Below are 13775 nucleotides of genomic sequence, written 5' to 3' on the forward strand. Positions count from 1 at the left end.
TCTCGAACTGGGCGGCGAGCCGGGTCCGCGGTGAGCACTACGATCACCAGGGTGTGCCGGTCGGAGAAGGGTGGGTGAACGCCGCCGTGAGTCGGCGCATCGTCGTCGTCACCGCAGTGCACGGCCCTCACGCCCGGTTTCTTCCGGAGGCCTACGCGTCGTTGTGCGCGCAGCGGCTTCCCGAGGGCTGGGAGTGGCACTGGGTCGTGCAGGAGGACGGGGAGAGCGACAGCGTCAGACCGTATGTGCCCGTGGACGCCCGGGTGACGTTCCGGCAGGGGCGGGCCGGGGGGCCCGGCGTCGCCAGGACCATGGCGCTGGCACACGGGGACGGGGCGTACGTGAAGGTCCTCGACGCCGACGACCGGCTGACGCCGGGCGCGCTCGCGCGGGATCTCGCCGTGCTGGAAGGGGACCCGGACCTCGGGTGGGCCACCTCGCGGGTGCTCGACCTCATGCCCGACGGGTCGACCGTCGGCTTTCCGGGCGATCCCGACCAGGGGCCGATCGAGCGTGGGGCCGTGCTCGCGCACTGGAAGAGCAACGGCTTCCTCGCGCAGGTGCACCCCGCTTCGCTGTGCGTGCGCCGGGAGTTGCTGCTCGCCCTCGGCGGCTGGATGGCGCTGCCCGCCTCGGAGGACACCGGGCTGTTACTGGCGCTGAACGCGGTGAGCCGGGGGTGGTTCTCGCGGGAGGTGGGCCTGCTGTACCGGAAGTGGGACGGGCAGGTGACCGGGCAGGCGGCCCACACCGACCGGGCCGAACGCGAGGTGCGGATGGCTGTCGTCGAGGCCAGGGCCAGGGCGTTGTCCCGGCTCCGGTGGGGCGCGCCGGCCGCGCCTTGAGAGCAGGTCGGTCTGGGCCGGGGAGCGTCGGTGCGGGTCGTGGTGGATGTAGCCCGCGCGCTATGGGAGCAGCTCGGTCTGCGCGGGGGTCGTTGGCGCCGGGTCGTGGCGGGTGTAGAACTCCGTGCCGCTGGGCTGCCAGGGTGCCCCGGCGTCCGGGTAGAGGCGTTCCAGGCCGGCGGCGTGGAACGCGAGGGTGGTCACGCGGTGGGTGTGCACATGGTCCTCGTGGCCGGTCAGGTTGCCGTAGGCGTCGTGGGTGACGACGACCTCCGGGCGGAAGTCGCGCAGGTGCGCGACCAGTTCCCCCACCGCCGCGTCCAGCGGTACGTCGCACCAGCGCGGCCTGCCCGGGGCCGAGTGCGGCACGCGGGCGTCGGCGTACCCCAGCATGCGTGGCGGCTCCGCGCCCAGGATGCGCAGTGCCTCGGCCAGTTCCCCGGCGCGCGGGGTGTCCGGCGACCAGGTCGCCGTGACGACCGCCGTGCGCGCGCCCGCGGCCGCGTGACGGGCGAGGACGCCGCCCGCCGTCAGGGACTCGTCATCGGGGTGGGCGAAGACCGCGAGCAGGTTCGGTACCGGCATGCCGCTCCCGCTACGCCCCGTGCGGAGCCGAACGCGGCGCCGGACCGGTGATGCCGATCGCCTGGCTCGGACACTTCTCCGCCGCCTCCAGGACCTCGGGGTCCTCGCCCGTCTCCTCGCGGCCCGGTCGGACGACCCCGAAGCCGTCGACGAACTCGAAGACGGCCGGGGCCCGGTGGGCGCACTCGGCGGAGCCGTAGCAGAGCTCGCGGTCCACGAAGACCTTCATGGTTCCTTGTCCCCCTCCTGACGGCGTCGGGGTCCCGGTGGCCGTCCGGAGTTGACTGCCCAGCGGGGCACCGGCTGAACCGGCCCGGCTAGCGCGCGCTCCCGGCGGTCGCCAGCCAGTGGGCCACCCGGCGTACGGCGGCCTCATCGAGGTGTTCCACCAACGTCTGCACGGTCGTGTCGTCCTCGGGGGAGAGGTCGTAGAGGCCCGCCTTGGTCAGGCCTGCCAGGAGGATCTGATGGCGGCGGCCGGTCATCCGTTCCGCCAGCTTGGCCGGTTCGCCGGGGGAGGGCTCGGCTTCCGGCCGCGGGGCAGCGGGCTGCTTCAGCGGGGTGTCGAACCGGTGCCACGCGCCGTCCTTCGGCCCCCACAGGGCGACGGCCACGTCGTCGCCCCGGGCGCGCAGGGTCTGGGTCATCTCGCCGAGGGCGTACAGTACGGGCGCGCGGTGGGGCGACTGGGCGGCCGTCCGCCAGGATCCCTCGGCCGGCCGGTAGAACATCGCGACCCAGCGCGGAGCACCCTGCGGTCGTGGGCTCTCGGGACGTGACTCCACTGCGCTCACCCCTGTACGTCGCTGATGCGTCGCCCGGCCGCTGCTTGCGCCTCGCTCGTCCGTGCTCGTCCATCGCTCCGGGAGCGGCGCGGGAGGGCGACCATAGCTGACGTGCCGTCAGTTTTCCAGGGTCGTCCGAGGGCGCGGTCCGACGGGTACCGGGGTTGCGGGGCCGGGGGTACTGGGGAGGATCACCACATCGTCCGGTACCGGTCCCTCCCCTCGTGGGGACCGGTACCGAACGGTGGAGCCTCATCGTCCGCTTCGGACGGAAGCTGGCCGGATGGGTGCGCCGCTGCGTCCGGATCCTGCCATTTCCGGCCATGGAGGAGGAGGTTCCGTCGCTCAGCGGACGGTATCGCCGCAGGTCAGCCATATAGAGTGAGTTTTCCGGTCCGGACGTCCAGGCGTGGGAAGTAAGGAGCTGAGACCTTGGGTTCCGACTCGGGGGCACGCACCGCCTTCGCGGAACGCCTCGCACTGCTGTACAGGGAAGCCGGCAACCCTCCTCTGAAGCGGGTGTCCGAGGCGGTCGTCCGGCTCCAGCGGGTCGACGAACGCGGGCGGCCCGTGCGGGTGTCCGCGCAGCGCATCAGCGACTGGCGGCGGGCCCGGAACGTCCCGGCCCAGTTCCCCGCCCTCGCGGCGGTGCTGCACGTGCTGATCCCCGAGGCGCGGCGCTCGCGGCCCACGCCGGTCTCCCCCGGTCTGTACGACCTCGGCCAGTGGCAGCGGCTGTGGGAACGCGCGGTGGCCGACCCGGTCGGTGAGCGCCCGGCGCCCGACGCGGCCGAGGAGCGGCCCACCGACGAGTCCCCGTCAGCCCCGGGCGGGGTGTGCCCCTACCGGGGGCTGGCCTCCTACCGCCGGGAGGACGCCCGGTGGTTCTTCGGCCGGGAGCGGAGCACGGACGCGCTCGTCAAGCAGCTCGGGGCCGTCGCGCGCACCGGCGGGCTGGTCATGCTCGTCGGCGCGTCGGGCGCGGGGAAGTCCTCCCTGCTGAACGCCGGCCTGGTGCCCGCCCTGCGGGACGGCGCGCTGGGCGGTGACGGTGACGGCGGTGACGGTGGTGGCGGTGACGGGAGCGGCCGGCCGCGGGAGGTCGTGCAACTCGTACCCGGAGGCGATCCGCTGGCGGAGCTGACCCGGTGCATACCCGAGCTGGCCTCCGTCATCCCGGTCTCGATCCCACGGAGAGAAGCCTCTGCTCGGCCACGGACGGAGGGACGGGACGCGGCCGCCGGGGAGGGGCCGGGTGCGGCCTCCGCGGCGGGGTCCGGTGCGGCCCCGGCGGCGGGATCCGGTGCGGGGTCCGGTGCGGCCTCCGAGGAGAGGTCCGGTGCGGCCTCCGAGGAGGGGGCGGGTGCGGTCCCCGCGACGGTGGCCGGCGTGGCCCCCGCAGGGGGACCTGACGTCACCCCCGCAAGGAACCCGGGGCCGGTCCCCGCACGGTCGGCAGCGGGACCTGACGTCACCCCCGCAGCGAACCCCGGCCCGGCCCCCGGAACCTCCGCCGACACCCCAACCTCCCCCGGCACCCCAACCTCCCCCGGCACCCCAACGGCCTCTGACACCGCAACCTCCCCCGGCACCGCGCCCTCCCCCGACGCCGTCCGTGCCGCCGTCGGTGCCTGGGCCCGGCGGCAAGCGGCTTCCGGGGTCCGTCCGGTCGTCATCGTGGACCAGTTCGAGGAGACGTTCACCCTCTGCCCCGACGAGGCAGACCGGCGCACCTTCATCGAGGTCCTGCACGCCGCCTGCTCGCCCGGCGGCCCCGGTGAACCCGCCCCGGCGGTCGTGGTGCTGGGCATACGCGCCGACTTCTACGACCGCTGCCTGCGGTACCCGGAGCTCGCCGACGCGCTCCAGCACCGGCACATGGTGCTCGGGCCGCTGACCACCGCGGAGCTGCGTGAGGCGGTGAACGGACCGGCCAAGGCCGTCGGCTTGGAGCTGGAACCGGGGCTGGCGGAGCTGATCGTCCGGGAGGTCAGCGCCGACGGCCCGGGCGGGGCGCACGACGCCGGTGTGCTGCCGCTCCTCTCGCACGCCCTGCTCGCCACCTGGCAGCGCCGGAAGGCGGGCCGCCTCACCCTGGCCGGTTACCGCGCGGCCGGCGGCATCCAGGGAGCGGTCGCGGCGACCGCCGAACGGGCCTGGACCGGCCTCGACCCGGCCGCGCGCACCGCCGCCCGGCTGTTGCTGCTGCGCCTGGTACGGCTGGGCGAGGACACCCAGGCCACCCGCCGCCGCGGAACCCGGCGTCAGTTGGCGAAGGAGTCGGCCGACCCCGGCAAGACGGAGGAGTCCCTCGAAGCGCTGGTCCGCGCCCGGCTGGTGACGCTCGACGCGGAGACCGTGGAGATCACCCACGAGGCGCTGCTGCACGCCTGGCCGCGGCTGCGCGACTGGATCGACGAGGACCGGCAGGGCAATCTGCTGCGCCAGCGCCTGGAGGAGGACGGCCGGGCCTGGGAGGAGTCGAACCGCGACACCTCGCTGCTCTACCGGGGCTCCCGTCTGGAACAGGCCCACGGCTGGGCGAGATCCGCCGGGGACACGTTCCTGACCCGCAGCGCGATGGAGTTCCTGGCCGCCTCGGTCCGGCTGCGCAGGAGGATCATCTGGATCAGCCGGGGGGCGGTCGCGACGCTGGTCGTCCTGGCGATGCTGGCCGTCGGGTCGGCCGTGGTCGCGTGGAAGCAGCGGGACGAGGCCGTCTTCGAGCAGGTGCTCGCCCAGTCCGACCGCGTCCAGGACACCGACCCGTCGCTGTCCGCGCAGCTCGACCTGGTGGCACACGGACTGCGGCCGGACGACAAAGGCGCGAACAGCCGCCTGATCTCCATCGTCAACGCCCCGCTCTCCACGCCCCTCACCGGCCACACGGGCGCCGTCTACCTCACGACCTTCAGTCCGGACGGAAAGGTCCTGGCCACCGCCAGCTACGACCGGACCGTACGGCTGTGGGACGTCGCCGACCCCAAGCGCCCCAAGCCCCTGGGCAAGCCCCTGACCGGGCACACGAGCTGGGTGAGCAGCGCGGTCTTCAGCCCGGACGGCCGGACGCTCGCCAGCGCCTCCGACGACGGCACCATTCGGCTGTGGGACGTGACCGATCCAGCGCACCCGAGGCCGCTCGGCCGCCCCCTGACCGGCCATGACGGCACGATCTACCTGATCGCCTTCAGCCCGGACGGGCGCACCCTGGCCTCCGCGGGCGACGACCACACCGTGCGGCTGTGGAACATGGCCGACCGGCGCCGGCCGCGGGCCCTGGGCAAGCCCCTGACCGGGCACAGGGCCGCCGTGCGCTCGGTGGCGTTAGCCCCGGACGGCCGGACGCTCGCCGCAGGGGGCGACGACGGGACGATCCGGCTGTGGGACGTGTCCGACCCCGCGCGCCCCGAACCGGCCGGGACGCCGCTGACCGGCCACACCACCACCGTGCACTCGGTGGCCTTCAGCCCCGACGGCCGTACGCTCGCCAGCGGCAGCGCGGACGGCACCGTACGTCTGTGGAACATGGCCGGTCCGGGTCGCCCGGCGCCGATCGGCGCGCCGCTGACCGGTCACACCGGGCCGGTCTGGTCCGTGGCCTTCAGCCCCGACGGGAACATGCTCGCCGCGGCCAGTGCGGACAGCACCGCGAGCCTGTGGAAGGTCAGCGATCCGCAGTACCCCTCGCAGGTCGGCGCGCCCCTCGCGGGTAGCAGCGGGGAGATGTACGCGCTCGGCTTCAGCCCCGACGGGCGCACCCTCGCGACCGGGGCGGGCGACAACAAGGTCCGTCTGTGGTCGCTGCCGACGTCGGACATGACCGGCCGGACAGGGGTGTTCCGGCCGGACGGGCGGCTGCTCGCGACGGCTGCGCGGGACGGGCGGATCCGGCTGTGGGACGTGCGCAGGCCCGGCAGGCCCGTGCGCTTGGGCGAACCGTTTCACCCGGGCCGGGGCGACGTGCGCTCCCTGGAGTTCTCCCCGGACGGCCGCACCCTCGCGGTCGTGACGGGCGAGAGTGTGGTGGAGCTGTGGAACCTCGGCGACCCCGAACACCCCGTCCGCCACGGCTCTCCCGCCCCCCTGCGCATCCGGTACGCCGACCCCCTGGCGTTCAGCCCCGACGGGAAGGTCCTGGCCACCGCCTACGACGACCGCACCGTCCAGCTGTGGAACATCGGCGACCCGGCCCGGCCGCGGCCGCTCGGCAGCCCCCTCACCGGTCACAAGGGCTACGTCAACCACCTGGTGTTCAGCCCCGACGGCCGGACGCTCGCCAGCGGCAGCGCGGACGGCACGATCCGGCTGTGGAACGTGACCGATCCCGGCCGGGCGACCCTGATCGGCACACCGCTCCGGGGCCACCTCGGAGCCGTCAACACGCTCGCCTACAGCCGCGACGGCCACACGCTGGCCAGCGCCGGCGACGACAACTCCGTCCGGCTCTGGGACATCACGGACCCCGCCGAGGCCTCCGAGGAGGCGCTGCTCACGGGCCACACGGAGGCGGTCGTGTCGCTGACGTTCAGCCGCGACGGCCGCACCCTGGCCAGCGGCGGAAGCGACAGCACCGTCCGGCTGTGGAACGTGGCCGACCCCTCGCACGCCACCGCGATCGGCCAGTCGATGAGCCCCAACTCCACGACCGGCACGTTCCTCGCGTTCAGCCCGAACAGCCACACGCTGGGGGTGTCGAGCGGGGCGGACACCATCCGGCTGTGGAATCTCGACGTCGACACGGCCGTCCGCCGCATCTGCTCGATGACCCGGGGCGTGCTGACGCAGGACACCTGGCGGGAGTACCTGCCCCGGCTCTCCTACGACCCGCCGTGCGACGGCTGACGCGACCGTTTCGGGCAACAGGCCGGGTTGCCACGGCAGTTGAGTGAGACGAGTCACAACCGGGCTTTCCCGGCGGCCGGTCGGCGCGCGGTGGGCAAGCGCTTGTTACCCTTGGCCATAGCTCGACCGCTGGTGCATCCCCCGTCGCCAGCGGTCGAGCCTTTTTTGAGCATGCCGAGGCGCGTGTTTGCAGGTCTCAGGTTGAGGCGCGTCTTCTCAGCGCAGGTCGAGGCGCATCAGGATCCGGGGATGACCGGCCAGGACCGAGGTCGTGTCGGCCGCGTGGACGAAGCCGGCCCGTTCGAAGTTCTTCCGCAGACCCGCGTACGCCATCGTCAGGTCGACCTTGGCGTCGCCGTTGTCCAGCGGATACGCCTCGACCACCGGTGCGCCCCGGTCCCGGGCGAACGCGACCGCGCCGGCGATGAGGGCGTGCGAGATGCCCTGCCCGCGGTGGCCGGGGCGCACCCGGACGCACCAGAGCGACCACACCGGCAGGTCGTCGACGTGCGGGATCTTGCGGTTGCGGGCGAACGAGGTGTCCGCACGCGGGGCGACGGCGGCCCAGCCGACCGGCTCGTCACCGTCGTGGGCGAGCACACCCGGGGGCGGCTCCGCACGGCACAGCCCGGCGACGTACTCACCGCGGGCCGGGCCGCGCAGTTCCTTGTTGAGTTTGGAGGGGATGCGGTAACTCAGGCACCAGCAGACGTTCGCCCCGGGCGACTTCGGCCCGAGCACGGCACGGACGTCCTCGAAGTCCGTGGCCGGGCGCACGTCGATGCTCACGCCCCCACGATGCCACGCACCGGCCGAGCACACCCCTCGGGCCGGGCCGGGAACACGTCTTGGTGGAGCACATGGGCCCGGGGTGGGGAACAGGCCCTCGTGGAGCACCCGGGTCCGGTGGGGAACAGGCCCTCGTGGAGCACCCGGGCCCGGCCCCGCGTTCCAAGCGGAGGCCGCCCGCAGCAACTGCAGCTGGCCGATCTCACCGACGTTCTTCATCAGCTCCGCGTTCACCCAGGCCAGCATGTGCTCGACGGTGTGCTCGGGATCGTTCGCCCAGGGGAACGGGGCCCCGGCGCATCGTCCAGCAGAGCTACGCAGGCTCCCAGAGGAAGTCGCCGGGCTCCAGCCGCTCCAGGTGGTACTCGAAACAGGGACCAGGTGAACTCGAACTGCCAGCGCGGAAGTTCGACGCGGGAGGCGATCATCGGACGACCCTACGGCGGCGCCGGGGCGTCGCGGGCCAGTACCGTCCAGTCGAGGTCCCGCAGCGCCGGTTCGGTGTCGCAGTCCGAGGGGAGACGGGGCGTGGGCTGGAACCAGACGACGGTCAGGCGCGAGCGGTAGGCGACCGGGTCGTGGGCCGGGTCCAGGGCCGTGGAGTGGAACGTGCCGAGGCAGGCCACCGCGGGCAGCACCTCGACCGGTCCGAGGCCGCCCGCGTACTGGTCGGGGTACTCGCGCCGCGGCGGGACGAGGTGCACCGGCCTGCCCGGGTGGGACCGTTCGGCGGCGTGCAGGAGGCTCCGGATCCGCAGGTCGTTCAGCGGCTTGCAGGGGTAGCCGTCCAGCAGATCGCCGTACGTCGACGAGAACCGCAGCTCGGCGAGGTCCACCGGGCGGCCGGAGGCCAGGACGAGGCGGGCGAGCGTCAGGGCCGGCGTCTTTGCGTGGTGTTGCATCGAGGTCTTTCGGTGGTGGTCATGGGCGCGGCCGTGCTCACGGCCGGCGCCCCGTCATCCGTGCCGCCGAGGCGATCGTCGCCCTGGCCTCCCGTTCGGACAGGCCGGTGTTCAGGGCCGCGGTGACCAGGGGGTCCACCAGCGCCGGGCCGATGCCGTCCTCGTAGGCCCGGCAGGCCGCCCAGAACAGGCGGGTGTTGCGCTGGCCCTCGTGGGCGGCCAGCACGAACTGGACCAGGCCCTGGCCGTGCCCGCCGGTCGCCGCGGGGGCGGGGTGGTGGGCGCGGGGCGGCGGGATCAGCAGCCGCAGCAGGGAGCGCGGGCAGGGGGCGGGGGCCAGGTGCGCGGTGCCCGGGGCGGCGGCGTAGACACCCTGGGCCGTGCGGGAGCCGGGGCCGACCAGGTAGCCGCCCGCGCCCCGGATGTCGATGCCGGGGGCGAGCCGGCCCGCGGAGTTGGGGACGACCATCTCGGGCGGGCCGCTCAGCCACAGATGCCGCCCGCCGGACGGGGTCACGACGACCACGGTCGGCGGGATCGTGAACAGGTGCCGCAGTGCCAGCTCGCGCAGGGCGGCCGAGGAGTCCGTTCCGGTCTTCACGTCCAGGTCGAGGCCGATCAGATGGTGCGGGGGCAGCCCGCAGGCGATGCCGTAGCCGGTCGCCCAGGGCGCGGCGGCGAACAGCTCGCGGATGCGGTCGGGGGCGCTGGAGGCGTCGTAGACCCCGTGCCCGGGCCGGCCACACCCGCCGTGACAGGGGGAGGGGGCGGGGTCGTCGCGGTGCGGGGAGGGCAGTGCCGGGAGCTTGGTGCGGGACAGGGGGATGACGGCCAGTCCGCGTTCGGCGGCTGACAGGGCGTGTGCGAGGGCCAGCGTCGTGGCCTGCCGGTCGGTGGTGGCCATGACTCTAGTTTCGTACGTACGTTCGAAAAAGGAAAGAGGGAACGGGTGCGACGCGCCGGGGGCGGGCGGCGGCAGGGAGAAGCGCTGGAACGCTGCGTCCCTTGCGGTATCCGGGTTCGAGCGCCCCTTTCGCTCCCGTCCGGTACGGAAGTGACAGATAGGGGTTTATCGACTTGTCCTCACGCTTGCGTGCGAAAGGCGGCTTCCGGGGTGGTTCGCCGGGGATTCGGTGGGCAACCCTGGAATCGCGACGTCGAGCACCGCACCGGGGCGGTCGGCCAACTTCCCCGGGACAGCAGTGGTTCACGCACCGAGCGGTCACGAAGCCGGTGCGTCCTCGGTTCGATCAGTCCTGGAGGGACAAGAAACATGGCAAGCATCCGTACCGCCCGCGTCATCGCAGCCGTCTCCGCCCTTCCGCTCGCGGCCGTCCTCTTCACCGGTGCCGCGGCGGCGGACAACGGCGCCTTCGCGGACAACGGATCCATCGCGTCCGTCACGGAGACCGAGCAGGGCAACCTCGGCAGCGGCGTCGGCGGCGACAACTTCGGCAACGCGGCCACCACCCAGCAACAGGCTCTCGGCGACGGCACCTCGAACCAGAGCAACACCGCCCAGGTCAACGGCACCGAGCCCACGGCCGTCAACCAGGGCAACGGCAACACCGCCGTCAGCTTCTCCCCGCTGTGGTGGTGAGCTGAGCGGGCCGGTGCGCCGGCACCGGCCCGGGTGCTGTGGGGGTGTGCTTCGTGGGGTCACAAACGTCTGAGCGGCGGTACTCCGGTACTGCCGCTCAGACGTTTCTCGCGTCCCGGCAGGTCCTGGCGGGACGCAACAGGCCTTGACTGGTGAGCCGATCTGACGGACAGTCAGAAACCGTGAGTGGTGAGCCGGAGGTCCACGAGGAGTTCGAGGCGCGCCTGAAGGCCTACGAGGGCCTGCCGGCCGCCGCCACCGGGGTCGGTCACGACCCCGTCAACCTGCCGATGATCAGGCACTGGTGCGAGGCCATGGGCGACACCAGCCCCGCGTACACGGGCCCGGACGCCATCGCTCCGCCCACCATGCTCCAGGCCTGGACCATGGCCGGCCTCACCCGCCGCCCGGAACGCACGGCGGCCTACGACGAACTCCTCGCCCTGCTCGACGCGTCGGGCCACGACGCGGTCGTCGCCACCGACTGCGAACAGGAGTACCTGCGCCCGTTGCGCCCGGGCGACGAGATCACCTTCGACTCGGTGATCGAGTCGGTGTCCGGCCGCAAGACGACGAAACTGGGGGCGGGTTACTTCGTCACGACCCGCACGGAGGTCCGCGCGGGCGGCGAACCGGCCGGAATCCACCGCTTCCGCATCCTCAAGTACGCCCCCGCTCACCGGCCTTCAGTACCGGCGGAACGCCGCCCCCGCCCCGTCGTCAACCGCGACAACGCCGGCTTCTGGGAAGGCGTGGCCCGCCACGAGCTCCTCATCCAGCGCTGTACGGCCTGCGACACCCTGCGTTTCCCCTGGCTGCCCGGCTGCAACACGTGCGGCTCCCCGGAGTGGGACACCGTCGGGGCGAGCGGCGAGGGCACGGTCTACTCGTACGTCGTGATGCACCACCCGCCCTTCCCGGCCTTCGATCCCCCCTACGCGGTCGGCCTGATCGAGCTCGCCGAGGGCGTGCGGATCGTCAGCAACGTGGTCGGGGTGCCGTACGACGAGGTGCGGATCGGCATGCCGGTGCGGCTGGAGTTCCGGCGGTACGACGACGAGCTGGTGCTGCCCGTCTTCCAGGGGGTGACGTCGTGAAGGCCGGGGACCGGCTCCCACCGCTGGAGATCCCGATCACCCGCACCCTGATCGTCGCCGGGGCGATCGCCTCCCGCGACTACCAGGACGTGCACCACGACCCGGAGCTCGCCCGGCAGAAGGGCTCCCCCGACATCTTCATGAACATCCTGACGACCAACGGCCTGGTCGGCCGCTACGTCACGGACCACTTCGGCCCGCGTGCGCAGCTGCGCCGGGTCGCCATCCGGCTCGGCGCGCCCAACCGCCCCGGCGACACGATGGTGCTGACCGGCACGGTCGAGAAGGTCGACGACGACACCGCGACGGTCCGGATCACCGGCGCGAACGGCCTGGGCAACCACGTCACGGGCACGGTCACGGTGAGGGTCGCCGGATGAGCCCGCGCGGGCGGGACGGACTCGGCGGGTGCGCTGCCGTCGTCGGTGTGGGGGCCACGGAGTTCTCGAAGGACTCGGGCCGCAGCGAACTGCGCCTCGCCGTCGAGGCGGTGCGGGCGGCCCTCGCGGACGCCGGGCTGACTCCCGCCGACGTCGACGGGATGGTCACCTTCACCATGGACACCAGCCCCGAGATCACCGTCGCCCAGGCGACGGGCATCGGGGAGCTCTCCTTCTTCTCCCGGGTCCACTACGGCGGCGGCGCGGCCTGCGCCACCGTCCAGCAGGCCGCCCTGGCGATCGCCGCGGGCGTGGCCGACGTGGTCGTCTGCTACCGGGCGTTCAACGAGCGCTCGGGCCGCCGCTTCGGCTCCGGTGTGCGGCACCGGGAACCCTCGGCGGAGGGCGCGGCCCTCGGCTGGTCGCTGCCGTTCGGCCTGCTGACCCCGGCCTCGTGGGTGGCGATGGCGGCACGGCGCTACCTCCACACCTACGGGCTGACCCCGGAGGCCTTCGGGCACGTGGCGGTCGCCGGCCGGAAGTACGCGGCGACCAACCCGGCGGCCCACTTCCACGGCCGGCCCATCACCCTGGCCGACCACGCCGCCTCCCGCTGGATCGTCGAACCACTGCGGCTGCTGGACTGCTGCCAGGAGACGGACGGCGGGCAGGCCCTCGTCGTCACCTCCGCCGAACGCGCCCGCGACCTGCCCCACCCGCCCGCCGTGATCGCCGCGGCCGCCCAGGGCGCCGGACGCGCCCAGGAGCAGATGACCAGCTACTACCGCGACGACCTGACCGGCCTGCCCGAGGCGGCGGTCGTCGCCCGGCAGCTGTGGCGCACCTCGGGGCTCGCCCCGGCCGACATCGACGTCGGGATCCTCTACGACCACTTCACGCCGTTCGTGCTGACGCAGCTGGAGGAGTTCGGCTTCTGCGGCCCCGGCGAGGCGGCGGACTTCGTGGCCGAGGAGCGCCTGCCCCTCAACACGCACGGCGGGCAGCTCGGGGAGGCGTACCTGCACGGCATGAACGGCATCGCGGAGGCCGTCCGGCAGATCAGGGGCACCGCGGCGAACCCGGTCCCCGGAGCGGAGCGGGTCCTGGTGACGGCAGGGACGGGTGTGCCGACGTCGGGGCTCGTCCTGACCGCCGACCCCCAGGGGTGAACCCGCAGTACCCCGGGCCCTTCGCTCCACCTACAGGAGGTGCGTCGGGCCCTGCCCGTACAACCTGAGGGGGACCCCGCTTCGGGACCTGCGGCCGATCCGCTCACCGTGCCTCCGCTCATAGCGTTGAGCCATGACCACACTCGTCTGCACGAGCGCTTCGAAGGCGGCCGGACCAGCGGCGCAGACCCTTCCGTACCCGTCGTTCTCGTCGTACGTCAGGGCCCGCCAGCCGGTGCTCCTGCGTACCGCCCGCTCGCTCACCGGCAACCCGAGCGACGCGGAGGACCTGCTGCAGACCGCGCTCGCCAAGACGTACGTCGCCTGGGAGCGCATCGAGGACCACCGCGCCCTCGACGGCTATGTGCGCAGGGCGCTGCTGAACACCCGGACCTCACAGTGGCGCAAGCGCAAGGTCGACGAGTTCGCCTGCGACGAGCTGCCCGAGCCGGACCCGGTGGCCGGCCGTGACGACCCGGCCGAGCAGCAGGCGCTGCGCGACGCGATGTGGAGGGCGGTCATGCGGCTGCCCGACCGGCAGCGGGCGATGGTGGTCCTCAGGTATTACGAGGACCTCAGCGAGGTCCAGACGGCCGAAGTGCTCGGCGTCTCGGTGGGCACGGTGAAGTCGGCCGTCTCCCGGGCGATCGGCAAGCTCCGCGAGGACGCTGAGCTGGGGCTCGTCCGCCGGTGAGGCGCCGCGCCGACCGGCTGTGAGCTGTTCCTCCGGCACGGCGTGATGTGATCGATCGCCCGGTCCTAGTGACATACCGCGCGGTAT

12 protein-coding genes and 2 pseudogenes are annotated in these 13775 nt (G+C 73.3%); 7 read left to right on the top strand and 7 right to left on the bottom strand.

Annotated features, from left to right (window positions below):
- Positions 1-74 precede the first annotated feature (74 nt).
- On the top strand, positions 75-845 hold the full coding sequence (locus tag AB0B29_RS20860; RefSeq protein WP_362241697.1) for a glycosyltransferase family 2 protein: 771 nt from the start codon (positions 75-77) through the stop codon (positions 843-845).
- A gap of 111 nt (positions 846-956) precedes the next feature.
- Here AB0B29_RS20860 and AB0B29_RS20865 read toward each other — a convergent pair.
- From AB0B29_RS20865 to AB0B29_RS20875, 3 genes and pseudogenes are all read right to left on the bottom strand, one after another.
- Positions 957-1430, bottom strand: a pseudogene (locus tag AB0B29_RS20865) (PIG-L deacetylase family protein); the annotation flags it as partial.
- 10 nt (positions 1431-1440) lie between these two features.
- The gene (locus AB0B29_RS20870) at positions 1441-1659 is read right to left on the bottom strand and encodes a ferredoxin (protein ID WP_362241700.1); all 219 of its coding nucleotides are present in this window, start codon (positions 1657-1659) and stop codon (positions 1441-1443) included.
- An 88-nt stretch (positions 1660-1747) separates the two neighbouring features.
- On the bottom strand, positions 1748-2215 hold the full coding sequence (locus AB0B29_RS20875; protein ID WP_362241703.1) for a hypothetical protein: 468 nt from the start codon (positions 2213-2215) through the stop codon (positions 1748-1750).
- Between the two features lie 432 nt (positions 2216-2647).
- Here AB0B29_RS20875 and AB0B29_RS20880 point away from each other — a divergent pair, with 432 nt between their 5' ends.
- On the top strand, positions 2648-7057 hold the full coding sequence (locus AB0B29_RS20880; protein WP_362241706.1) for an nSTAND1 domain-containing NTPase: 4410 nt from the start codon (positions 2648-2650) through the stop codon (positions 7055-7057).
- Between the two features lie 216 nt (positions 7058-7273).
- Here AB0B29_RS20880 and AB0B29_RS20885 read toward each other — a convergent pair whose 3' ends face one another.
- The 4 genes and pseudogenes from AB0B29_RS20885 to AB0B29_RS20900 all read right to left on the bottom strand — a co-directional run bounded on the left by AB0B29_RS20885 (position 7274) and on the right by AB0B29_RS20900 (position 9652).
- Positions 7274-7846: a GNAT family N-acetyltransferase gene (locus tag AB0B29_RS20885; RefSeq protein WP_362242018.1), complete on the bottom strand. Its 573-nt coding sequence runs from the start codon at positions 7844-7846 to the stop codon at positions 7274-7276.
- Between the two features lie 168 nt (positions 7847-8014).
- A pseudogene (locus AB0B29_RS20890) lies at positions 8015-8274 on the bottom strand (hypothetical protein); the annotation flags it as partial.
- 9 nt (positions 8275-8283) lie between these two features.
- Complete coding sequence (locus AB0B29_RS20895; protein ID WP_362241709.1) at positions 8284-8748, bottom strand: hypothetical protein; 465 nt, start codon at positions 8746-8748, stop codon at positions 8284-8286.
- Between the two features lie 37 nt (positions 8749-8785).
- The gene (locus tag AB0B29_RS20900; protein WP_362241712.1) at positions 8786-9652 is read right to left on the bottom strand and encodes a bifunctional DNA primase/polymerase; all 867 of its coding nucleotides are present in this window, start codon (positions 9650-9652) and stop codon (positions 8786-8788) included.
- 369 nt (positions 9653-10021) lie between these two features.
- Between AB0B29_RS20900 and AB0B29_RS20905 the strand changes: the two genes are divergently transcribed.
- From AB0B29_RS20905 to AB0B29_RS20925, 5 genes are all read left to right on the top strand, one after another.
- On the top strand, positions 10022-10348 hold the full coding sequence (locus AB0B29_RS20905; protein WP_362241715.1) for a hypothetical protein: 327 nt from the start codon (positions 10022-10024) through the stop codon (positions 10346-10348).
- A 182-nt stretch (positions 10349-10530) separates the two neighbouring features.
- Entirely contained in the window at positions 10531-11445 is a 915-nt protein-coding gene (locus tag AB0B29_RS20910; RefSeq protein WP_362241718.1) for a bifunctional MaoC family dehydratase N-terminal/OB-fold nucleic acid binding domain-containing protein, read from the top strand.
- Positions 11442-11825 carry a MaoC family dehydratase gene (locus tag AB0B29_RS20915; RefSeq protein ID WP_362241721.1) on the top strand — a complete coding sequence of 128 codons (384 nt, stop codon included), beginning with the start codon at positions 11442-11444 and terminating at the stop codon, positions 11823-11825. The genes AB0B29_RS20910 and AB0B29_RS20915 overlap by 4 nt, the downstream gene beginning before the upstream one ends.
- Positions 11822-12994 carry a lipid-transfer protein gene (locus AB0B29_RS20920; RefSeq protein ID WP_362241724.1) on the top strand — a complete coding sequence of 391 codons (1173 nt, stop codon included), beginning with the start codon at positions 11822-11824 and terminating at the stop codon, positions 12992-12994. Before AB0B29_RS20915 ends, AB0B29_RS20920 begins: the two co-directional genes overlap by 4 nt.
- 133 nt (positions 12995-13127) lie before the next feature.
- Positions 13128-13688: a SigE family RNA polymerase sigma factor gene (locus AB0B29_RS20925; RefSeq protein WP_362241727.1), complete on the top strand. Its 561-nt coding sequence runs from the start codon at positions 13128-13130 to the stop codon at positions 13686-13688.
- The last annotated feature ends 87 nt before the right edge of the window (positions 13689-13775 follow it).

This window comes from Streptomyces tibetensis (genome assembly GCF_040647715.1).
GTDB lineage: Bacteria > Actinomycetota > Actinomycetes > Streptomycetales > Streptomycetaceae > Streptomyces > Streptomyces tibetensis_A.